At 44.5% G+C, this 22,549-nt stretch carries 26 protein-coding genes; 6 read left to right on the top strand and 20 right to left on the bottom strand.

Annotated features, from left to right (window positions below; all coding sequences use genetic code 11):
- Positions 1-278: 278 nt before the first annotated feature.
- The gene (locus tag Q1J64_RS04075; RefSeq protein WP_301107810.1) at positions 279-914 is read right to left on the bottom strand and encodes a TVP38/TMEM64 family protein; all 636 of its coding nucleotides are present in this window, start codon (positions 912-914) and stop codon (positions 279-281) included.
- A 76-nt stretch (positions 915-990) separates the two neighbouring features.
- Between Q1J64_RS04075 and Q1J64_RS04080 the strand changes: the two genes are divergently transcribed.
- Positions 991-1,716 (top strand): AzlC family ABC transporter permease, encoded by a 726-nt coding sequence (locus Q1J64_RS04080; protein WP_301107811.1) that lies wholly within the window; start codon positions 991-993, stop codon positions 1,714-1,716.
- Positions 1,716-2,018 carry an AzlD domain-containing protein gene (locus tag Q1J64_RS04085; protein WP_301107812.1) on the top strand — a complete coding sequence of 101 codons (303 nt, stop codon included), beginning with the start codon at positions 1,716-1,718 and terminating at the stop codon, positions 2,016-2,018. The genes Q1J64_RS04080 and Q1J64_RS04085 overlap by 1 nt, the downstream gene beginning before the upstream one ends.
- Positions 2,019-2,129: 111 nt before the next feature.
- Here Q1J64_RS04085 and Q1J64_RS04090 read toward each other — a convergent pair whose 3' ends face one another.
- The 18 genes from Q1J64_RS04090 to flaG all read right to left on the bottom strand — a co-directional run bounded on the left by Q1J64_RS04090 (position 2,130) and on the right by flaG (position 19,070).
- The gene (locus Q1J64_RS04090) at positions 2,130-2,381 is read right to left on the bottom strand and encodes a CsbA family protein (protein WP_301107813.1); all 252 of its coding nucleotides are present in this window, start codon (positions 2,379-2,381) and stop codon (positions 2,130-2,132) included.
- Between the two features lie 14 nt (positions 2,382-2,395).
- Positions 2,396-3,577, bottom strand: coding sequence for a PDZ domain-containing protein (locus Q1J64_RS04095; RefSeq protein ID WP_301107815.1), 1,182 nt, complete (start codon positions 3,575-3,577; stop codon positions 2,396-2,398).
- A 107-nt stretch (positions 3,578-3,684) separates the two neighbouring features.
- Positions 3,685-3,987, bottom strand: a complete 303-nt coding sequence (locus Q1J64_RS04100) for a hypothetical protein (protein WP_301107816.1) — start codon at positions 3,985-3,987, stop codon at positions 3,685-3,687.
- 4 nt (positions 3,988-3,991) lie between these two features.
- Entirely contained in the window at positions 3,992-5,425 is a 1,434-nt protein-coding gene (locus Q1J64_RS04105; RefSeq protein ID WP_301107817.1) for a S41 family peptidase, read from the bottom strand.
- 65 nt (positions 5,426-5,490) lie between these two features.
- Entirely contained in the window at positions 5,491-6,081 is a 591-nt protein-coding gene (locus Q1J64_RS04110) for a peroxiredoxin family protein (protein ID WP_301107818.1), read from the bottom strand.
- Positions 6,078-6,734 carry a hypothetical protein gene (locus Q1J64_RS04115; RefSeq protein WP_301107819.1) on the bottom strand — a complete coding sequence of 219 codons (657 nt, stop codon included), beginning with the start codon at positions 6,732-6,734 and terminating at the stop codon, positions 6,078-6,080. Before Q1J64_RS04115 ends, Q1J64_RS04110 begins: the two co-directional genes overlap by 4 nt.
- A gap of 71 nt (positions 6,735-6,805) precedes the next feature.
- Entirely contained in the window at positions 6,806-8,131 is a 1,326-nt protein-coding gene (locus tag Q1J64_RS04120) for a murein hydrolase activator EnvC family protein (protein WP_301107820.1), read from the bottom strand.
- Between the two features lie 24 nt (positions 8,132-8,155).
- On the bottom strand, positions 8,156-9,040 hold the full coding sequence (gene ftsX / locus Q1J64_RS04125) for a permease-like cell division protein FtsX (protein ID WP_301107821.1): 885 nt from the start codon (positions 9,038-9,040) through the stop codon (positions 8,156-8,158).
- Positions 9,030-9,716, bottom strand: a complete 687-nt coding sequence (gene ftsE, locus Q1J64_RS04130) for a cell division ATP-binding protein FtsE (protein WP_301107822.1) — start codon at positions 9,714-9,716, stop codon at positions 9,030-9,032. Before ftsE ends, ftsX begins: the two co-directional genes overlap by 11 nt.
- Before the next feature lie 196 nt (positions 9,717-9,912).
- Positions 9,913-10,254 (bottom strand): cytochrome c551, encoded by a 342-nt coding sequence (cccB, locus tag Q1J64_RS04135; RefSeq protein WP_301107823.1) that lies wholly within the window; start codon positions 10,252-10,254, stop codon positions 9,913-9,915.
- 833 nt (positions 10,255-11,087) lie between these two features.
- Positions 11,088-12,189, bottom strand: a protein-coding gene (gene prfB / locus Q1J64_RS04140; protein WP_301107844.1) for a peptide chain release factor 2 whose coding sequence is annotated in 2 segments (ribosomal slippage) — positions 11,088-12,116 and positions 12,118-12,189 — 1,101 coding nt in all. Because the reading frame shifts where the segments join, the coding sequence is not laid out codon by codon here.
- Between the two features lie 215 nt (positions 12,190-12,404).
- Complete coding sequence (gene secA / locus Q1J64_RS04145) at positions 12,405-14,903, bottom strand: preprotein translocase subunit SecA (protein WP_301107824.1); 2,499 nt, start codon at positions 14,901-14,903, stop codon at positions 12,405-12,407.
- Between the two features lie 328 nt (positions 14,904-15,231).
- Entirely contained in the window at positions 15,232-15,792 is a 561-nt protein-coding gene (gene hpf, locus Q1J64_RS04150) for a ribosome hibernation-promoting factor, HPF/YfiA family (RefSeq protein WP_301107825.1), read from the bottom strand.
- Positions 15,793-15,912: 120 nt separating this feature from the next.
- Positions 15,913-16,308, bottom strand: coding sequence for a PilZ domain-containing protein (locus Q1J64_RS04155; RefSeq protein WP_301107826.1), 396 nt, complete (start codon positions 16,306-16,308; stop codon positions 15,913-15,915).
- Between the two features lie 68 nt (positions 16,309-16,376).
- On the bottom strand, positions 16,377-16,730 hold the full coding sequence (gene fliT / locus Q1J64_RS04160; RefSeq protein WP_301107827.1) for a flagellar protein FliT: 354 nt from the start codon (positions 16,728-16,730) through the stop codon (positions 16,377-16,379).
- A complete protein-coding gene (fliS, locus tag Q1J64_RS04165; RefSeq protein ID WP_301107828.1) occupies positions 16,727-17,128 on the bottom strand; it encodes a flagellar export chaperone FliS in 402 nt (133 codons plus the stop codon). Before fliS ends, fliT begins: the two co-directional genes overlap by 4 nt.
- A gap of 33 nt (positions 17,129-17,161) precedes the next feature.
- Positions 17,162-18,676, bottom strand: coding sequence for a flagellar hook-associated protein 2 (locus tag Q1J64_RS04170; protein WP_301107829.1), 1,515 nt, complete (start codon positions 18,674-18,676; stop codon positions 17,162-17,164).
- A 19-nt stretch (positions 18,677-18,695) separates the two neighbouring features.
- Positions 18,696-19,070, bottom strand: coding sequence for a flagellar protein FlaG (gene flaG, locus Q1J64_RS04175; RefSeq protein WP_301107830.1), 375 nt, complete (start codon positions 19,068-19,070; stop codon positions 18,696-18,698).
- 225 nt (positions 19,071-19,295) lie between these two features.
- On the opposite strand from flaG, the gene Q1J64_RS04180 reads away from it, so the two are divergent.
- Both Q1J64_RS04180 and Q1J64_RS04185 read left to right on the top strand, forming a co-directional pair.
- Positions 19,296-19,961 (top strand): cache domain-containing protein, encoded by a 666-nt coding sequence (locus Q1J64_RS04180; RefSeq protein WP_301107845.1) that lies wholly within the window; start codon positions 19,296-19,298, stop codon positions 19,959-19,961.
- A 59-nt stretch (positions 19,962-20,020) separates the two neighbouring features.
- A complete protein-coding gene (locus tag Q1J64_RS04185; RefSeq protein WP_301107831.1) occupies positions 20,021-20,185 on the top strand; it encodes a hypothetical protein in 165 nt (54 codons plus the stop codon).
- 204 nt (positions 20,186-20,389) lie between these two features.
- Here Q1J64_RS04185 and Q1J64_RS04190 read toward each other — a convergent pair whose 3' ends face one another.
- Positions 20,390-21,826 carry a methyl-accepting chemotaxis protein gene (locus tag Q1J64_RS04190; RefSeq protein WP_483315945.1) on the bottom strand — a complete coding sequence of 479 codons (1,437 nt, stop codon included), beginning with the start codon at positions 21,824-21,826 and terminating at the stop codon, positions 20,390-20,392.
- Between the two features lie 302 nt (positions 21,827-22,128).
- Here Q1J64_RS04190 and Q1J64_RS04195 point away from each other — a divergent pair, with 302 nt between their 5' ends.
- Together Q1J64_RS04195 and Q1J64_RS04200 are read left to right on the top strand one after the other, a co-directional pair.
- A complete protein-coding gene (locus Q1J64_RS04195) occupies positions 22,129-22,239 on the top strand; it encodes a YjcZ family sporulation protein (RefSeq protein WP_153720652.1) in 111 nt (36 codons plus the stop codon).
- Between the two features lie 37 nt (positions 22,240-22,276).
- Positions 22,277-22,408, top strand: a complete 132-nt coding sequence (locus Q1J64_RS04200; RefSeq protein ID WP_301107833.1) for a YjcZ family sporulation protein — start codon at positions 22,277-22,279, stop codon at positions 22,406-22,408.
- Positions 22,409-22,549 lie beyond the last annotated feature (141 nt).

The following is a 22,549-nucleotide window of genomic DNA, read 5'->3' on the forward strand; positions in this document are numbered from 1 at the left end:
CCTGCGGGAATAGCAATTACTTCTGCGATTAAAGGCGAAGCGTTATGAGCATGAGTCTGGAGACCCCGCAAAGATGCCTTAATTTCTGTAAAGAGCACAGAAATACGGCAAATCGAACACTTCGCAGTTCGATTGGCAGAAGCCACGCCCGCGGAAAGCGTCCCCACCTGTAGCGGAAATCCCAAACTGCCCACTAACTAGTCTTGCATTCAACACAAAAAAATCCCGCCACACCGTTTCTTTCATTGTACCGAAAGAGTGGTGAGACAGGAAATTTTTTAATTATTCTTTTCCTCTGGCTTGTTCAGCGTTGAGAAGCTTCTGAAATCATCTTCCACTTTTTTATTCAGCCTGCGTTCAAACCACTTCCCAACAATCCACAGCAGGAAAATCAGCAAGAACATGATCAGCGTTCTGATCGGCTTCGTAAACAAAGCCCTGAAATCGTAACCTATGTACGTAATCATAATAATCATCACAAGCTTTCCAAGCATCAGCGCAAACAAATAATTCTTCTTATTCATATTCGACAAACCCGCCACTAGATTAACGAGTGCTGACGGCGTGAACGGGAAACATATCAGTATGAAAAGCGGTCCGAATCCGTTACGCTCCACCCATTGAATCAGCTTCTGCACTTTCGCTGGTCTCTTCAAGAATGAAAAGAAGCGGTTGTGGCCGTAATAGCGCACCAGCAGGAACACCGCATACGACCCCGCAACCGTCCCCACCCATGACAGCAAAAAGCCGTACCAGAAGCCGAACGCGATGGCGTTAGCGAAGACGAAGACGACAAGCGGCAGAAACGGCAGAAACGCTTCCAGAAATGGCGGGATGAGCCCCACAAACAAACCTATTGATTCATACTGCTCTGCCAAGTCTTCTACTTTATCAATCGACAACCATTCATTCATCACAAACACCCTCACCGTTTCGAATTAACTTATAGTATAATAGCAGACAGATTCTTAAAGAAAGATGGGTTGCTAGATGAACACAACCTTTTCTCAAGGCGTAAAAGCGGGGACAAGCATTGCAATCGGCTACTTCCCTGTCGCCTTGACATTCGGACTGCTTGCCAAAACAACCGGCCTGTCCATTTTTGAAGCTACTGCCATGAGCCTGCTCGTCTATGCCGGCGCTTCACAATATATGGCGCTCAGCCTGATTGCAACGGGCGTGGCCCCTTGGCTTATCGTAATGAATACATTCATCGTCAACATCCGCCACTTTTTGATGACCGCTTCATTGAGCGAAAATGTTGCACCTGCACCAAAGTGGATGAAAGCGATCTATGCTTTCGGTATTACCGATGAATCTTTTTCTGTACTGTCTACGCAAAAAGGCGGTAAGATCACAGCCGTATTCACGTTCGGTGTTACCTTGATTGCCTACAGCAGCTGGGTGATCTTCACAGCAGTAGGCCATGTAATCGGAGCCAATCTGCCGCAGTTTCTGCAGCAAGCGATGTCCGTTGCGCTTTATGCGATGTTCATCGGACTGCTCGTTCCTTCGATGAAAGGTAACCGGAAAGTCGTGTTGCTGGCCGTAATTGGCGCCGGTATTCATTGTGTACTGTATTACTCGAACCTGCTTTCAACCGGCTGGTCTATATTGGTCGCAACGCTCGGTTCCGCAATCATTGTGGAAATTTTATATGTAAAAACCAATAAAACTGTTGAGAACTGGACTGCAGAGAAGGAGGCTGATCAATAATGGGACCTGTTTATTGGTGGATGATTCTCGGAATGGCAATCGCGACATATTTGCCTAGAATGATTCCTTTGACGTTCCTTGACGGAAAAGAGTTGCCGCCAATCGTCAGCGGAGTGTTGCGCAATATTCCCTACGCTGTGCTCGGCGCATTGATCTTCCCTGCAATCTTGCATATCCAGGATCATATGTTATTTGGAATTATCGGTGCTATTACTGCATTCATTTTATCTTTTATTGGCTTGGACGTCATGTTCGTTGTCATTGGCACGATCGCCGTTCTAGCGGTGTATAGTTTATTTTAAGATCTCTTACTACAATGATTCCCAAAGAATAGCTAACTAAAACAGCAAAACTTCATTACGGTACAAAAATGCGGTTTTCAAAGAGTCGACTCCTTTGAAAACCGCGTATTTTTATTCCTCAATTTGATTCTTTCGTGCAGTGCGCACCATACGCGTTGCAAACCAAAATCCAGCTGTCAATGAAACCGCATCGGCCACATACAGCAACCAGTTATGCGTATAGCCCGCGTAAACGGATGCCGCAATCAGCGCGAGCGTCAAAATGAGACCGACCACATGGTGAAATGTCACCCTCGTAAAAAATACCACTAATATTCCAGGCAGTAAAGTCGCAAACAGAAGCTTCGTTTCAAAATCATGCATCGCACTCTCTCCTTTTACCGCACAACCAGCATGCCCAGTCGGAAATGATCGTGGCGGTATAACACTTGCTGTTTCAATCGCACTTCGCCGTCACGTCCGATGACTTGCAGGCGGCAGTGAGCAGCGTTTATTTGAATCGCATCATATAATTCGTCTTCATTGTGAATCGTAATTCCGTTAACCGACTTGATGAGATCTCCCGGGATAATTCCCATTTTCTCTGCTGGAGAATCTTCTAGCACCGAAACGACGTAGACTCCTTCTGATTGGGGAACCAATAAAAGTGCATGTTTGCGCTCAGTGACCGACATCAAAACAGACAGGAAGATTCGGCATACGACACCCGCAATGAGTGCTGCCCAGCCTAGAATTGGCATCCAGTAAGCCCCGATACCAACTGCCGCAACCGCGACTCCAAGCCATGCAACTGCTGCCCCTATTTTAGGAAACAGCACATCAGGGAAAGTAGCGCGTGCCATTTGTGAGAACCCAATGACTAAAGGAATCGGAATCAAAGAAAACTTCTCAGAACCCAGCGTAAACTGTGGCCAGTACGGCACATATTCCGCGATCATATGTCCTGGAACGACCAACACAACCGGTACAATCCACAGCAATTTAGCCTGATATATCGCGGCACGCAACCCACGTTTTGTGGGAGTTAAAAACGGTGAAGCATGTCGGCTCGCATAACGACGGATCAATAATCCTTCCGTAAGTAAGAACAATCCTGCGATGATCGGTACCGTGACAGCCATCGTGCCGAAAAAGTCCAAGTTTTCCTGCACGAACCAATCTTTCACGGAAAATTTCGGTGCCCAGCGATCAAGCGCATACAATCCAAAAAATGCAATCGCTGCATAATAGATCGGCGAAGCGAGTTTATAAGAAAATGATAAGATTACGATCATCATCACAGCTGATACCAGGATAATCCAATTGAAATCTACGGTCAGTCCGACGCCTGCAATGAGGAGTGATAGCAGAAACCCGTGAAGCCAGGCGGATGAAATCGAGTGTTTCATTTCAGTTAGGCCCGAAAGCACACGAATTGTAAAATCTCTCCGTTCCCGTTTCACGCGCACATAGCCGAGCAAAACAGCTGCAAGAACCGCCACCAGCCACACCGGATTCAACACGAAATAGAGGATCGCTTCTGTAATGTTATTCAGTAGTTCACTAGATATGATGATCACCTTCCCGCTCGTCCAAACAACTCTTTTACCTATTGTACAAAAAATAAAAGCAAATAGCGAATACCTACTTGCTTAAAATGGCTATTTTGATAGAGATGAGTAAAAAGTTATGCAGACTTCACGGCAATGAGCGTTTGCGGATACTGTCTGGGCAATGTTATTGGCGTATGATCCACCCAGCTATGCGGTAAGATCACCTTGACGCACCAAAAAGCTGTCGCAACGCACCAAAACTCCCGAGAAGCGAGCCAAAACCATCCTGCGACGCACCTTTCCACAGCTCCGCCGCACCATTCGCACCCGGCACCGAGCCAATCCACCTGGCCACCGCACCAATCCTGTGCACCCCACGCATCCTCCCAATGAAATCCACAAAAAAGCAGCTCCAGGAAAATACCTCCCAGAGCCACCACGTCATTCTGCTAATTCATTCACCAAATAATCAACTGCCATTCGCAGCTGCTTGTCGTTCTTTGGTTGATTGCGGAATTCTTCAACAGTCTCTTTCAATGCAGTGAAAAATCCGCGATCCATTGAGTTGCTCTCAGCAATCTGGCGGTCGGCGCGAAAAGCGTGGACTGCCGCTGCGGTATCTTTATCATAATAGCCGTCCGTGCGACCAGGCTTATAGTCGAGCGCCTTCAGCATGCGCTGCGCGTAAGCAATCTGCTCATTGAAGTGTCCTTCTTTGAACGAATCCGTCACCATTTGTAAATGTTCTGTGAACAGGACGCTCTGCTTCACTTCAATGTCAGCCGTGACCCCTTTGCCGTGAATCCACTTTTCTTTCGGCGTCAGCCATTTATTCGTCGACAGCTTCAGTTCGCCACCGTTTGATAACTCCATTGTTTCCTGCACAGTCCCTTTACCAAAACTCGTCGTGCCAATTAACGTTCCGCGTTTTAAATCCTTCAGCGCGGCACTCAATACTTCGCTGGCTGATGCACTTCCGACATCCTGCAGCAACACGACAGGGATTTTCTTCAACCGTTCATTAAACTCCAGCTTCTCCGACTTTTCTGTAACAATCGGAGCCAGACTGCCTTTCGCATCTTGCATCACGACAAAAACTTGATCGTTCTCGAGTAAACTCGCTGCAATCTCAGATACCGCTACCAAATAGCCCCCCGGATTTCCGCGCACATCAATAATCACTGCCTGCGCGCCTTGCTTAATGACGTCAGAAGTCGCTTTCTGCCACTCCTTTGCCGTCTCTTCCCCAAACATCGTCAGTGCTATGTATCCCAGTTTAGCACCTCGTTCTTCAAGCAGTTGATGACTCACAGACTGTACAGGCATCGTATCGCGCACAATCGTGAACTCCATATGCTTATCCGATTCTGGCCGGAATATCGTCAGCTTCACTTCCGTCCCTTTTTTACCCCGAATCGAATTGACGACTTCCTGCAGCGTTTCATTGCCCAGCCGTTCACCGTTCACCCGTACAATCTCATCATACGGCTGCAATCCTGCCTTTTCAGCGGGCCCGCCTTTAATTGGCGAAACAATAATATACTTACCGTTCGTCCGCGTTACTTCTGCTCCAATTCCGACTCTTGAGCCGGCAAGAGACTCCCGGTGCGATGCTGCTTCCTGTTCTGTCAGATACGTCGAATACGGATCGCCAATCGTGTCAGTCATGCCGCGCAGCGCCCCTTCAATCAGCATGTCCTTTTCAACCGGATAAACCGCTTTCTCCTGTATTGCTTCGTACGCTTCATCGAGCACAGGATATTTACTGACCGACTGCGACTGTTTGGACTCCGTTTTTCCGCATCCGTTCAAGCCGAACAGCACAACGCCGAGTAGCATCATCATTCCCACTAAAAAAAACCTGCTCCTACGCATGCAACCCCTCCTCCCTCCACTATATGAAGGCAGACAAGAAGTTACGACACAGGAACAGACTTTTTTCAGTCCATGAAATCGACTAGTTCATTCAATGTTTTTTCATCCAGCGGTCCAATCACTTTCTGTGCAATCCGACCTTTTGTATCGATCATAAACGTCGTCGGCATCGAGAACACACCGTACTGATGCGTCACCTGCGCCGTTTCATCCAATGGAATCGGGAAGCTCAACTTATAAGACTCCACAAAATTTTTGACCTCACTGACGCCTAGCTTCTCGGATTCCGTCACATTGACTGCGATCAATTCAACATGATCTTCTTCCGTCAACTTCGAATAAAAACTTTCCATATGCGGCATTTCCGCTTTACACGGCGGACACCATGTCGCCCAGAAATTCAGGATGACTTTTTTTCCTTTTAATTCAGAAAGTGTCACGGTTTCGCCGGCAAGTGTTTCCAATGTGAAATCAGGGGCAGGTGAATACTGCTCGAGTCCTTCTTCCTCCTGCTGTCCGTCAGTCTGACTTGCAGAAGTCTGGGGTGTATCAATCGGTTCAATTTCAGGTTTATCCAACGTATTTTTCACCATTAGAAAAATCAGTGTACCAACCACAAGCGCACTAACAATATAACCAATCATTTTTTTACTCATTGTACGTCTTCCTCTCTATGTAGCGATCTGGCCGCAAGTTGCTGAACCAAAACAAGCAATAATCCGCCGCTGACCGTCGTGACGAGCGGCATACTCCAAAAAACTCCTGGCTGTATAGCGGAAACCATTAGGTGCACCGCGATCCAAATTATTGATAGATCACTTACTGTATTCGTCTCCTTTTTATAGATCCAGAAAGCAAACACTCCTACCAGCACAAACAAGATAACGGTCGCACTTTTTATTAGAAGACTTCCTTCATTCAAAAATACCATGACGATCTGATAGACGGCCTGCCAGCTGATGAATGCAAGCAGCAGGGACCACTGCTCTTCAAATTGCCACTTTTCTTTCCGACTTTGCCGGAGCGTCAATAAACCGACAATGATGATAGCCAAAATCCAGCCCACTGACCCGCCGTGAAAATATAGAATAGAAAGCGGATAATGAATAACTGTCGAAAAATCCGTCAAAATTACAGAAAACTTCCAGATAATCACGAGATTGAAAAAGATATTTCCAATACGCTCGCCCGTCGCTTTTCCAAAGTATATGCGAATAAAGAAGTAGGTCATGACAAAACCCGCAATCACCGCAATCCAGGATGACGGCACTGTAATTGAACCTATTGGATAATATTGTGTAACAGGCATCACCAAGTCTCTCCCATCTGTTTACATATAAAAAACCTGCCGCAAATGGCAGGTTTTCATTTTATCTTATATCAAAAAGACACGTAATGCAAAGGGTTGACCGCGCTTGGACCGGATGCTGAGAAGTTTCCAACGTGAACTTCAAAGTGCAGGTGAGGTCCTGTTGAGAAGCCTGTCGAACCAACCGCTCCAATATATTGTCCTTTTGAAACATGCGCACCTGAGCTTGTACTAATCGAAGATAAATGACCGTACACAGTCGTCAGGATTTTTCCGTCGACAGAGTGAGTAATCATAATGACATTACCGAATCCACTCATAGAACCCGCATACGATACGACGCCATCACCGGCTGCTACAACCGGAGTTCCCATAGGCGCACTTAAGTCAATACCGCGGTGCTGTTTCTTTGCATGAGTGATTGGGTGTGTACGCCATCCGAACCCTGAACTGTAACGTCCATTTGTCGGCCTCGTCCAGAATCCGCTTGATACTGCTGGCAGATTGCCTGAAGACGCTGAAGATCCGCCACTGCTTGATGACTGGCTTTGCTGACGCTCTCGCTTTGCTGCAGCTTCGGCACGGCGTTTCTCTTCCGCTTTACGCGCTACTTCAGCTAGACGATCCTGCTCGGCAACAATCTGGCCTTCTAGCTCTGAGCTAATTTCAATTGCGTCATTATATTCTTCTTCTAAACTGGATTTCTCTTTTGAAAGTTTCTCTTGCTCAGCCTGCAATTTATTAACAAGCGTATTCTTTTCTTTCTTCTTAGCATCCAATTCATCTTTCATTGCCTGAATTTTCTTCTTGCGTTCTACCTGTTCAGCCAGTTTTGTCTCGACTTGCGCTTTTTCATCTTCAAGCTGCGCTATGTCTTCCTCCTGCTGGACGATGATTTTACGGTCTGCATCCATCAACGTCGTAACTGCCGAGAATCTGTCAATGAAATCTGAGAAGCTGTTCGCACCTAGAAGTACGTCCAGATAGCTGACCTTGCCGCCCTTCACCTGCATTACCCGCACGCGATCACGCAATACTTCATCGCGCTCTGCAATACGGATTTCCAGTGCTTTAATGGACTCTTTCAGCTCTTTAATCTCTTTTTTCGTCTGATTCATTTCTGCAATCAATTGGTTCATGTTGTTGTTCGTTTCATCAATTTTTGCATTGAGCTTTTTAATCTGTGTCGTCAACTCTTCTGCTCTTGTCTGTTTGACCTGTATTTCATTTTCTTTCTTTTGAATCGTGGAATTTAGACTGTTCTTTTTATTTTCTACCGCATTTTTTTCATTTTGCAGATCCTTCAGTGTACTTGCCGATACGCCTGCACTGCCAACTACTGTCGTCAGCAGCAAGACCGACAAAACACTTGAAAGGATTCGGTGTCGCTTTATCAAATCCCAGTTCCCCCTTCCAAACTCTTATACTTTCAAAAATTTACGTACGGACATAAAGCTGCCCCACACGCCGATGAATACCGCAATGAACAGAAGCAATCCGTTCAACTGCAATAAGAACGGCATCGGGTCGAGCAAATGAAATAATTCATTCTGTAATCTGGATTCCCATAAGTTATAAAGCTGAGAATAGGATACGGTCACCAAAATCATCGGTATAATCGCGCCAAAAATCCCCAGCCATACTCCTTCAAGCATGAATGGAATCCGTACAAAGCTATTGGTTGCACCTACGAGCTTCATGATCTCGATTTCAGTCCGTCTTGCCACAATCGTCAGACGGATCGTATTGGATATGAGGAACATCGCGGTGAACAATAAAGCGAGAATAAGCGCAAGTCCAACATTACGTCCGATTTTCAGGACGTTGAACAGCTTTTCGACCTTGCCTTCTCCATATTCCACATCGTATGTATACTCATAAGTACCAAGTTTCTTGGCCAGTGTTGCGGTATCTTTCGGATCGGCTGCTTTGATGTAAAATGCATCACCGAGCGGATTGCTCTGCTTATACAGCGCAAGCTCATCCCCGAATGACTGGATCATTTTCTCAAGCTCCTGATCCCGTGTCGAATACACCACTTCTTCTATACCCGGCGTCTTTTTTATTTCTACGAGAAGTTGCCGGACAGCCGTTTCATCGGCACCTGGATCTGCCACTACTTTAATCTCTACATCATTTTCGATATTATCTGCCAGCTGATTTAAATTCATCATGATGACAAAAAACACGCCAATGAGCAGCAGCGTAACAGTGACGGCACTGACAGATGCAAAAGTCATCCAATTATTCCGGCTGAGGCTCTTGAAACTTTCCCGCATATGACGTTTAAATGTTCTAAATTTCATAGCGGTATTCTCCTTCATACTCATCTCGAGTGATGAGACCGCCTTCGACCTGAATTACTCGGTGCCGCTGCGTATCTACTATTTCTTTGTTGTGCGTAGCCATGACAATAGTTGTACCCTGCTGGTTGATCCGTTCGAAAATACTCATGATTTCCCAAGAAGTATCAGGATCGAGATTTCCTGTTGGTTCATCAGCAATAACAAGCTTCGGTGAGTTGACGATTGATCGTGCAATCGACACCCGCTGCTGTTCACCGCCTGATAATTCATTCGGGAACATTCGTGCTTTCTGCGTCAGCCCTACAAGTTCGAGCACCTCAGTCACTTTTTTACGAATGACACTCGGAGTCTCTTCAATTACTTCCAGCGCATAGGCCACATTCTCGTAAACATTTAATTTTGGAAGTAATTTAAAGTCTTGGAAGACCACGCCGATCTGCCTTCTCAAGTATGGTACTTCTTTGCTGCGCATCTTCGTGAGGTCAGTACCGTTGAAATAAATCGTACCGCTTGAAGGAACTTCCTCCCGATACATCATCTTAATAAAAGTGGACTTTCCTGCTCCACTTGGCCCGACGACGTAAACAAACTCGCCTTTGGCTATCTCTACATGGATTCCATTAGAGGCGACAACGCCATTCGGGTACTTTTTGTAGACATTCTTCATAACAATCATACAGTTATAACCACCTGAATTTTGTTTTCTGTTCATATTCGCCAATTCAATTATAGCATGATTCGACACAGCAAGTATTACAGTTATGTATCAAATGGTCAAAGTATGTGAATTAAAGGAAAAAGCTGCCGAATGCTCACCACGAAAGAAAAAAGCCGTTCCCAAGGATTCTTGAGAACGACCGATTATTACAATATTATTTCTTCTCAGCTAACCAAGCAGCCACTGCGTCTGCTTCTTCGCCTTTAAGCATTGGAGGCATAGCACCTTGACCGTTGACTATAATGTCATGGAGTTCTTCTTCCGTGTGAGTTGCGCCTGCTTTTGCTATTGAAGGAGCGTTACCTTGTCCTTCCAGGTTAGATCCGTGGCAAGATACACAGCTAGTCTGTACGACTTTCTCTGCATCTACACCTGATGTTTCAGCACCACTGTCGTTTGTGTCCGCAGGTGTGTCAGAAGCTTTGTCTCCGCCTCCGCCACATGCGCCGAGTACTAGTGCTGCTCCGAATAGTGTAGCTAGTAATTTGTTCTTCATGCAATATCCTCCCTCTTGCTAAATATTTTCTAACATTGTTAAGTATACCAAATCTTTTCCGTCTCACATCGTGCAGAATTGACAAGTTTTCAAATTTTGTTGAAATGTTGTCGTATGCTTTTGTGGTTTGGGCAGATTTATGTTGAGTACACTATATAGTATTGACATGAATGTTGAAGTTTAAACATGGTTTTTTAAGTTTGTGTGGAGATTTTGTGTGGTAGGTGGGGGTTTCCGCTGCAGACGGGGACGCGTTCGGGAGCTGGTGTGTAGAAGAATACCGTTTCCCTGCGTTCTGGGCGGACGCTTTCCCGAGGGCGTGCGGTGAGCCGCTTCCCTCGCTGCGCTCAGTCCAGGGTCTCACCTGACACGCTGATCCTCCGGGAGTCGCCGCCCTCCACTCCGGTCCACTGGGTGGTCTTTCAAGACTTATTATTGCACTATTTTGATTAAAATACAGCAGAAAATAGCAGAATATATATGGTACAAGCAAGTCCCTTGCTTCATATTTGAGTTAGAAATTAACTTGTAGTTTGAATACTTTAGGCAACTCGCCGGCTTGTTGCCCATATAATTTAATGTTGAAATACGGTGTATGGTTGTTTTGAACTTTACTCTTTTAAAAAAAGAAACATCAATTTACATACTAATTTACAACCACCTGCTTAGTCCTTGTGCATAAAACCTAGGATTGAAGCGCAGGACGGTCGACTCCGCGAGCCCTCCGGAAAGCGTACCACCCGAAGATAAAATCCCAAACTGCCATACAAAGTAGCATACTCCTTTTCATCATTTCTATACACAAAAAAAGTGCATTTCTGCACTTTTTTTGATTAGGATATTCTTGAACGTAAGTATGCGTTGATGAATGGGTCTAGTTCGCCGTCCATGACGGAGCTGACGTTACCAGTCTCTTCATTGGTACGATGATCCTTTACCATGGAGTACGGGTGGAAAACGTAGGAGCGGATTTGGCTGCCCCAGCCGATTTCTTTTTGCTCGCCCCGAATTTCAGCAAGGCGCGCTTCTTCTTCCTCTACTCTGATCTGATAAATTTTCGCCTTTAATAAGTTCATCGCGCGCTCACGGTTTTTGATCTGTGAACGCTCTGTCTGACATGTGACGACTGCGCCTGTTGGAATGTGTGTCATCCGTACAGCTGAGTCTGTTGTATTGACGTGCTGACCGCCGGCGCCGCTTGAGCGGTACGTGTCGATCTTGATGTCTTCTGTCTTCAGATCTAAATCGATGTCGCCGTCAAACTCAGGCATGACTTCAATGGATGAGAACGATGTGTGTCGTCTTCCTGAAGAGTCGAATGGTGAAATACGGACCAGACGGTGAACGCCTTTTTCCGCTTTCAAATAACCGTAAGCGTTGTGACCTTTGATGCTTAACGTAACGGATTTTATGCCCGCTTCGTCACCTGCCTGATAATCAAGTGTCTCGACTTTAAAGCCGTGTTGCTCAGCCCAGCGTGTGTACATACGGAGAAGCATGGAGGCCCAGTCCTGAGACTCGGTTCCGCCAGCGCCTGAGTGCAGTTCGAGTACCGCGTTATTTTTATCGAATTCATCGCTTAATAGCATTTGCAGATCGAATTTATCCATTCGTCCTTTGAACTCTTTTAATTCGGAAACAAGTTCTTCTTGAAGTTCTTCGTCTGCCTCTTCTTTCAGCAGTTCATGAGTCATTTCAAGATTTTCTTGTTCTTCGTTTAGTTCGTTGTATTCGCCGACGATGTCTTTTAGTGCGTTGGATTCCGAAATGACCTTTTGCGCGCCATCCTGGTCATCCCAGAAGCCTGGCTCGAGCATCATTTCGTCTAGTTCCTGCATTCGTGCCTCTTTGTTTTCTAAGTCAAAGAGACCCCCTAAAGTCCGCTAATTTCTTAGCTGTTTTGTCGAGCTCGTTCCGAACATCGGATAATTCCATCATAATTGTTTCCTCCTGAGTTGTTGTTTCTGAGTGTTTGCTTTAGCAAAATTCAGTTTGTAGTTACGGCAGCGTTGATCTGCGTTCCAGGCGGACGCTTTCCCGAGGGCGTGGCTTGAGCCTCCGGGAGTCGCCGCCCTGCGCTACGATCAACTTAGTCCCCCTCTTAACGAAGGAACTAACCGCCTTAAATTAGCAACCTGAATAAAGTATCCTTAATCTTTGCCGTGGCAGTTTTTGTACTTTTTGCCGCTGCCGCATGGGCAAGGGTCGTTACGGCCTATGTTGACTGTGCGGCGGATTGGTTTTTTGGCTGCGGGTTCGCTGCCTTCTTTCGGGTTGTTGGCCTGACCTTTTGCGACTTCTTCGCGTTCCAAGTTGTTGCGGATTTCTGCTTTCATGACATACTTGGTTGCATCGTTTTCGATGGCCATGAGCATATCTTCAAACATCGCAAATCCTTCTGCCTGGTATTCGCGGAGTGGATCGTTCTGTCCGTACGCGCGCAAATGAATTCCGTTACGCAGCTGATCCATTGCGTCGATGTGGTCCATCCATTTTGTATCGATGGCACGCAGCAAGACAACTTTCTCGAATTCGCGCATGCGATCTTCGGACATTTCCTGCTCTTTCTCATTATAGCGGTCAATGACCAATCCGTGAATCATCGATTGCAATTCTTCAGGAGTTTTATTTTCTAGCTCCTCGACTGTCACCGTATCTTCCGGCAATAAGTTCGCTTCGAGATAATCTTTCAATCCTTTGGCAAACACTTGCTTCTCGTCTGTATGGAGCGCTACAACGCGTTCGATGGCTGACTGGAGCATGCCTTCCAAGATAGGACGGATATTATCAGAACTCAGCACTTCATTACGTTCTTTATAAATTACTTCACGCTGCTGGCGAAGTACATCGTCATACTGCAATAGACGTTTCCGCGAATCAAAGTTATTACCCTCGACGCGCTTTTGCGCAGATTCTACAGATCGTGAAACCATTTTGGACTGGATCGGCGTGGAATCATCCATACCTAGCTTCGTCATCATCGATTTCATTTGTTCGGAACCGAATCGGCGCATTAATTCATCTTCGAGTGACAAATAAAATTGCGTAACACCGGGATCTCCCTGTCGTCCAGATCGTCCACGGAGCTGATTATCGATACGTCTGGATTCATGTCGTTCTGTACCTATTACCGCAAGACCGCCGACTTCTTGAATATGATCACCAAGTTTGATGTCTGTACCACGGCCTGCCATGTTTGTCGCAATTGTTACAGCACCTTTTTTACCGGCGTCCTGAATGATTTCCGCTTCACGTTCGTGGTTCTTCGCATTTAAAACGTTATGCGGAATGCCGTATTTCTTTAGGAATGCGGAAATAATTTCAGATGTCTCGATCGCTACCGTACCGACCAATACCGGCTGGCCTTTTTCGTGACGTTCTTTAATATCTTCCGCTACTGCTTTATATTTGCCGTCCATCGATGCATAGATCAAATCCGGACGGTCGTCACGCGCAATTGGTTTATTCGTCGGAATCGCAATGACGTTCATATTGTAGATATTGCGGAATTCTTCTTCTTCTGTCTTCGCCGTACCCGTCATTCCGGAAAGTTTTTCATACATACGGAAATAGTTCTGGAACGTGATGGTCGCAAGCGTCATCGACTCGTTCTGAACTTCGAGTCCTTCCTTCGCTTCAATCGCCTGGTGTAGTCCGTCACTGTAGCGGCGGCCCTTCATCAGACGTCCCGTGAAGGAGTCAACGATAACGACTTCACCTTCTTCAACGACATAATCCACGTCATTATGCATGCTGACATGCGCTTTTAATGACTGATTGATCGCGTGGTTGAGCGAAACATGCTGCAGGTCGAATAAGTTGTCAATACTGAATGCTTTCTCCGCTGCTTCAATCCCGGACTCCGTCAAAACGACGCCTTTCGTTGATTCATCAAATGAATAGTCTTCTTCTTTTTTCAGCGTAATCACGAAACGGTTTGCTAAACGGTACAGTTCCTGCGATTTCGCAGCCTGACCGGAAATGATTAGCGGTGTACGCGCTTCGTCCACCAAAATGGAGTCGACTTCGTCAATGACGGCGAAATGAAGCGGTTTCTGTACTTTATGTTCATTGTAGAGAACCATGTTATCCCGCAAATAGTCGAAGCCCAGTTCATTGTTTGTGCTGTATGTTACATCACATTCATACGCTTCACGCTTTTCGTCTTTGCCCATGCTGTTCAGGTTCAAGCCGACACGCATGCCAAGGAATTCATAGAGCTGGCCCATTTCTTCCGCGTCACGGCTTGCCAGGTATTCGTTGACTGTTACGACGTGCACACCTTTGCCTGTCAGCGCATTCAAATAAACGGCGAGTGTAGAAGTCAGTGTTTTACCTTCACCGGTTTTCATTTCTGCGATGTTACCTTCGTTCAGTGCAGCGGCACCCATGATTTGTACGCGGAATGGATACAGTCCAAGCACTCGTTTAGCTGCTTCACGAACGACCGCAAATGCTTCAACTTGCAGGTCTTCGATGGTTTCGCCTTCTTGATAGCGTGCTTTGAATTCGTCAGTTTTCGTAGCTAGTTGTTCGTCTGACAATTGTTCCATGTCGGTAGCTAATGCTTCGACTTGGTCTGCTATTTTTTCTAGACGTTTCAGGTCACGTTTGTTCGGATCAAACATTTTATTTAATACGCCAAGCATTTATGTCACATCCTCATTAACTTCATCAATCAAGCAGGTTTTCCTGCAAGTTGTTGGGGCTTTTTCATCAAGTATCAGTAATTTTTGAGTCACACTCCATTTTAACATTGTCAATAGGCTGGTGCAAATGGTCTGCTGTAATTTTTTGTGTTAAAAGCGGGATTTGCGCTGCAGGCGGACGCGTTCCGCTTCAATCCCTGAGTATGTAGAAGTAACATCGTATAGCTCTCTGACTGAATAAAGTTACATCAAACATTCTATGTAAAATAACAATGAATAAAAAGCAAGTGATGAAAGCCGTTAGGCGCTCATCACTTGCTTGGATAGATTAGTTAGTTTCGATCAGGCCGTATTTACCATCTTTACGTTTGTAGACGATGTGTGTGCCGTCTGATTCTGCATCAGTGAAGATGAAGAAGTTGTGGCCTAGCATGTTCATTTGAAGGATGGCTTCTTCTTGATCCATTGGCTTCAGGTCGAACTGCTTTGTACGTACTACGTCGAAGTCATTGTCTTCTTCTACTTGGTCTGCCGCGCTGTTATTTCCCTCTACTGATTGGAAGTAAGCCGCTACGCCTTCGCGCTCACGGGACTTTCGGTTGACACGAGTTTTATATTTACGAATTTGTCGCTCGAGCTTGTCGATGATTAAGTCAACTGCCGCGTACATATCGTTATGACGCTCTTCTGCACGAAGTGTCAAGTTTTTCATAGGGATAGTGATTTCCACTTTAGTCTGTTTATCATTGTAAACTTTCAAATTTACATTAGCTGTCGCATTTACTTCTTCTGAGAAATAACGCTCCAGTTTTTCAACTTTCTTTTCAACATACTCTCTGATCGCCGGAGTTACCTCGACGTTTTCACCGCGGATATTAAAGTCTAACATATGAACTCCTCCTTTAATTGAACCTTCACTACTATACTTCTACATAGTACCCTTAAAACCCTTTTACAAACTCAAGAAATTTGCTGAACCACCAAGAATCTTTGCCTGGCTGAATAAAAATCACTCATAATTTTTCTTTGGATTTTTTTCGGCCTGAATTTCAGTACGTTTACGCAGTTTCAATTCTTCAATTATCAACGCATCCGCCTGCTGTTCTTCGCCGAATTCAAAGCCATACTGAAAGCCGTGCTCCGCTTCGTGTTTCCAGACAACAACACCTAATAACTTAAACGGATGCTGATGAAGCGTAAATTCCAATTGCAGTGCAAGCTTCTTCGACTGAAACGGCAAATTAAGAAACGTGAAAAACTTTACGCCGCCTGTACTGATGTCCAGCAGTTCGCATTCCCCTTCATTTGATAACTTCTTTTCTTCTCCTTCGAGTTGAATTCGGAACTTTGCGGGAAGACGTGGCTCGAATTCATACCGGAAATAGTCATGCCGATTATAGCGCATAAGCTATTCTCCCTTCCAATCAAAATTTCATGTAAAAAAACCGAAAGAGATGCGCTCTCTTCCGGTCATTATTGCTTTGTATCGTAGTAGGCACCGTCAGGGTTTATATTTCCATAAGGATTCACGTAGCTACTCATGTTCTCTTTTTTCGCTTGAGCTTCCATAATATTCACGCGGATTTCTTTCATGAAACGGGCAAGACTAGCTTGTACTTCTTTTTCAAGCCGAACAATTTCTTGCCCCGCCTCTTCTTCTTCCGCTGTGAATGGTTGGACGATATGAGCCTGCAGTTTATCGCGGTCATCCAGCAACTGCTCGATTTGCTCGATAACCTTTTCTCGCTCTTCTTCGTCTACATTTTTTGTTAACTCAATCAATTGCCGAGAACGTTCACGCCACATGGCCAAAGCAGCCCGGATCATATCTCACTCACATTGGCATACTGTTTCGTGCGGTTCACCTGGATGACTTGCTTCCACGTATCACGGAATTCCTTAATGATGCCTGATGCCTCATCAAATAGCGCAGGATCATTTTTGATGTTGCCATCGATCAAACGGCTGTTGACAAACTCATACAGCACCAACATGTTTTGGGAAACCGGATAGGATGTATCCAGCGTCAACATCAATTCCGTCACAATCGCTTGAGCTTTTTGGATCGCCACGTTCTTCTCTTCAAGATTACCTTCTTCCAGCGCCATTTTCCCCTGCTGAATGAACTTGAGGCATCCGTTGTAAAGCATCAAAGTCAATTCGCCAGGCGTAGAAGTCGTCACCGAGTTGTTTTGATATGCTGCATAAGGATTGTTTGTAGCCATTTTATGTTAATCTCCTTTTTCTTACAAAGTTATTTACATGCCGCCGCCTAGTGATTGCATTAACTGTGCAGACTGTGCGTTTGCACGCTGGATCGCACGTTCCATTGCAGCGAACTGCTTGTAGTAGCGTGTCTCCATCATTTGTAGTTTATCTTCAAAGCGTGCGATTTGTTTGTCCATGCTTTTTAGGGAACGTCCCAAGGCGAAAGTGTCGTTGACTGCTGTTGAGGATCCTGCTTTTGCTGAAATAGTCTTTTGTGCATCCTGTAAAGCTTTTCTATAGTCCTGAGCAATACCAGAATTATTGGTGACAGTCTTATCGTCACGACCAATTAAGTTATATACATGATCTGGGTTCTCAGCAATTTTTTTGCGCAATGTATTTTCATCAATCATTAGTTTACCGTTATCAGAATAACTTTTAGACGGTGTAATACCTAAATCAGCTAGAGTCATTTTAATGGGTTGGCCATTATCGTCCTCACCAACAATTACTTCCTTTGTCATAATTCCTCGAAGCTTTGATAACATACTAGAAATTGCCGGATCATTGCGTAATGTACCACTTTTCGCCTTTTCTTCCCAAAGCTCGATTTCTTTTTCTTTCATATCTGCCTTTTGTTCATCAGAAAGCGGATGAAAATCTCTGAAGTTTTTCTCTTTAATTTTGCTATTTAGATTTTCAATCATTTCATTATAATCATTTACAAATTGGACTACAGAATCAACAATCTTATCAGAATCTGCACTTGAACTAAATGTTACGGCTGACGTTGTAGGTTGTTTAAGTGTCACTTCGAAACCATTGATTTGAAATGTATTGGATGGACGTTCAGTTTCTAATCCATTAAACACGAATTTGGCGTTTTGTCCTGCAACTGAAACCGCTCCAGTTTTTACTATTGAATTAGGGTCATTTGATATTTTTAACTTTTCGGCTAAATCACCTGTTACATCTTTAACAATTATTGAGCCCTCTCCACTTTCCTTTGACGACATCGCGATTTTTCCAGTATGTGAATCATAAAAAGCGTTAACACCTGTATTATCATTTATATTTTTTAGTACGCTTGATATAGTATCGGTAGATTTAATTTCAATTTCCACTATACCTCGTCCTGGAGCTTCAATAGAAATTTTACTATCACTGTTACTTAAATTTAATTCGGCTAATGTAGATTCTTTAATTTGTTTGTCCGTGTATTTTTGTGTAATTTCGCCACCTTGCAAAGTTGCTTGTTTTGCCAACCGCTTAACTTCCAATGAACCAGAAAAATCACTTGAACCACTTACTGACCGAATACTAACCGCAGTTTCATCAGAAACGTTCACACTTTTATGCAAATAGTTTTTCTGCAATATAGAGTCAGTCAACAACTTATCACTAAGTTTCTTCAAATCTCGGTTTGTACTCCGATAATCTTCCATCTGCCAAGTCGTATACTGTTTTTTCTGTGTAATCTTATCAAGCGGGATCCGGTGCGCTTTCATCATATCTTTAATAATTTGATCTGTATCCATACCGGATGCTAATCCACCAATTCTCATAGGGCTTCACACCTTTTCCTTAAATTTTGCGATCTATTAATAGTCCGACGAATTCTTTCATTGACGCATACATGTCCATCAGTTTCTTGGGTGGAATTTCGCGTACGACTTCGTCAGTCTCTGAATCTACGATCGCTACATAGTATTCATTCAGCTTATCATGAAATTTAAAACGCAGCTGGGTATTGACACTTTCGAGGAACTTGTTCATGCCTTCAGTCAGCTGTCTGGCTTCACTCTTCGTCAGCTCTCTTCTTTCCTCAGGCGAAGTCTGCTGCCTGGGGTCTTTGATTGCCTGTACTTCAGTTACTGGTCTATCGTTTTCAATGGTCGCACTCTCAAAGGTTGTTTGCACTGGTTGGGGTGCGGATCCACTGCCAATTCGGCTTACCATAATGGGACCCCCCGTCTTCATAACTGCATTGTTACTTATAGTATCGGAATAAAACAGATGATGTTGAGTCTGTCAAATGAAATTTTTCGATTGTGAGTAGAGAGGATGTAGATCTTGCTGTCCTTTTTCAAAATCCAACGCAACAAGACGAACACTATTATTAAAATCAAAACAAATTACATCACACTAATTACTTACCTGCTAGCAGTATGAAAAAGGCTGGAGATTCTAACAGAGTCTAGTAACTACACACAGGCGACTGTTGAGGAACAGGCTGAACTTGCGGAAGCACTCGATAATGTCTTGAAAACCTATCCAAACGTATCCGGCAACTATATGTCTTTCACTACAAAAGAAACGACAATTCGTCCTTATCTCGATTTATCTGACTTTGATCCTACGACACGTGAATGGTCTCAGAATGCAGTGCCAGCACCCGGTGAAGTTCACTGGACAAAGCCTTATATCGATGAAGCGACTGAAGAGCCGGTCATCAGTGCTTCTAAAGCCGTTCGCAACAATGGCAAAGTGATTGGTGTCGCAGGACTTGATATTCAATTGGCTACCATGTCCGCTGAGATTTCAGCGAGCGAAATCCCGTATAACGGCCACGCCTTCCTTCTAGATACTGAAGGTACAGTCATTGCGCACCTTACATCTGTCGGTGAGAATTTAATGGATCAATCGTACGTAGCAAAAATGTATAAAGATGAAAGAGGTCATTTTAATTTCAAGAATGATGGATCAGAAAAAGTCGATATGTACACAACGATTCCTGAACTTGGTTGGAAGCTTGGCGTAGTGTATGAAGTGTCTGAAATGAACGCGCTCGCTGCTGGCTTACGAAATATTATGATCATTGCAGCATTCATTTCCGCATCCAACTGGTGAGCGACGACCTTCGGGAAATGGATGTTCATAAGAACGATGTCTCAGCACAAATCTAGAACTTGCTGGCAACGACAGAGGAATCAGCTGCAGCCTGTGAACAGGTGAATGCTTCAACCGATGAACAGTTGCATGCAATCGGCGCCGTTGCAGAAGCTACCGAAACACTTACCCGGCTAAGTGAAGATCTAAGTATGGCAGTAGAGCAATTTAAAGTGTACGAATAGCCGCCAGGCAAGTCACAACGCGATGTTGCGGCTTTTTTGCCTGTGAATTCTGACATGTGGCGGCAACCGGCCCGTTTGGTTCGTTCAACCTTCTTTTTCGCGCGCAATCAAAAAGGACTGTGACGAAACCAAAGTTTCCTCCCAGCCCCTTTGCCCATGATCATTCATTAGCGGCAAATGTTTATTCGAACGGGCAGCCCGCCATCACATGCGCAGCTGCACTGCTTCTTCATGTGTTTCATTGATATACTGCGCGATTTGTTCTTGTTCATTCGTCAGTTCGGTAAGCGTTGCATTCATTTCTTCAATTGCTGCTGTGCTTTCCTGAATAATTGAAGCGAATTCGACAGTACGCTCTGAAACGGTTTCGCTACTTGTTGCAATGGATTCAAAATCATCCATGAATGCATGCAAGGCGTTTTGTAGCGTGACCATCGTACCGAATAAATCAGTGAAAGATTTATTCGAACTGTCTGCTACTTCCACCTGCTCAGCAACTTGCTTCAGACCGTCTGACAGCTTGCCTACTGACAATTCATTAAACGTGTTGACTTCCGATAAGTTCTTATCAATTTTCTTCAGCGTTTCGTCCGTCAGACCTGCAAGTTTTCGAATTTCATCTGCAACGACGGCGAAACCTTTCCCTTTTTCACCTGCACGTGCCGCCTCGATACTTGCATTCAATGCCAGTAAATTCGTCTGCTCTGTGATTTCTTTAATATTACTTGCGAATGTATTCGTCTCTTTAATTTTATTGGACAGAATCGCGAACGTTTCATCCAGTTCTTCAAAGAATTTTGAAAAACGGTGGATTTGTTCTTTTAATTCATTGATTTGATGTGTTCCTTCTTCTGCCTTCAGACCCGCTTCATCTGCTTGTCCCGCCAGATCCCCCATCTGTTTCGATATACGCGTGACAGAACTATGTGTGTTTTCAGTGCTTTCAGCGATCTCCATTATGTGGTCCGCCTGATCTTGACTTGAAGCGCTTACTTCATTGATGGCTGTTAGCATTTCCCTCTGAGAAGAGACAGATGTTTCAGAACTCCCTTGCAGATGACTCAAATTGCTCGTAATCTTTTCTACTGCCCGATCCAGTTTTTGAGCAATCTGTTCTTCTTTGCGCATCTTTTCCGCTGTCAATTCTGCGTATTCCTCAACTTGTTTAAAGTTTCGGGCGTTTTGGCGTACAACCAAAAATAACACTACACCGCCTAAGAAATGAAGCAAAATAAGGTTCTTGCCGCTTGCCGCCACTAATGCCGGATCGACAAAGTTTGCATTATTTAATAACAGCGCAATCAGACTGAGCGCATAGCCGAATGCCATGATTGACATCTTCCCGTGTATTCCCCCAAGCACCAGCAATAGAATAATAATTCCGAGTGATCCTAAATTCGCTTCTGAAAAAAAGATGACCCCTACCGCAATAGCGAAATTCATTAGTAATAAGAATATCGGCAGTGCGTTGGTAATAAATTTATGCTTCGTGAGTAAAAAGTAAAAATACAGCACGGACGCTATTGCGAACGGTATCGCAACAGACAAAATGATTGCCATTGGAGATTTTTGAATAAATTGCGCCAGCAGCCCCAGTCCTGAAGCAATTCCAAATCCCAGCCCCATAATTTTGTTTTTCATTATCCAATCTTGTTGCTTTAATACTACGATATCCAACTTCCATCCCCCTCACTCTAATCCCATAACTTCCAATCTAGTATACATAAGTTACCATGAATGAATGATCATTCATATAGATTTATTTACCTATCTTATTTTTACTATGAATAGTTTTCCCCTGAGGTCAAGGCCAAAAGATTTAACACCGAATTACCATTTAGAAATTTACAGAAAAAATTCTAAGGTTTCTTTCCTAAAGCCAAGGCAATCTGAAAATATTTGCATACGATAAGGGTAGTTCCACATTTGGAGGTGAAGTAACTATGGGTGAAGCAGTTGGCGGAGCAGGTTACAATGGAGGATTTGGCTTTGCAATGATCGTTGTGTTGTTTATTTTGTTGATCATTGTAGGCGCAGGATTTCTAGGGTACTGATATTGATTTGCACTCATTACGAAAAGGAGGTGGCAAAATGTCCGGATTTGGCGGATATGGATACGGCGGCGGAGCGGGATGTGAAAGACCATGCGGCGCAGGCAACGGTTTTGCCTTGATCGTCGTGTTATTCATCCTACTCATCATTGTAGGTGCAGCCTGCCTATAAGAAATACAAAGAAGCCTGTCGAGTAATTTCGACAGGCTTTTTATTCATTTACAATAAATAGGGATGCTACCGTTTTGGGCTACGTCCCCTTTTTACTATCTGTTTATGCGTTTATCGTCATAGTCAAAGGGTATTCGGAGG

The organism is Sporosarcina sp. (genome assembly GCF_029257255.1).
In the GTDB taxonomy this organism is placed as follows: Bacteria; Bacillota; Bacilli; order Bacillales_A; family Planococcaceae; genus Sporosarcina.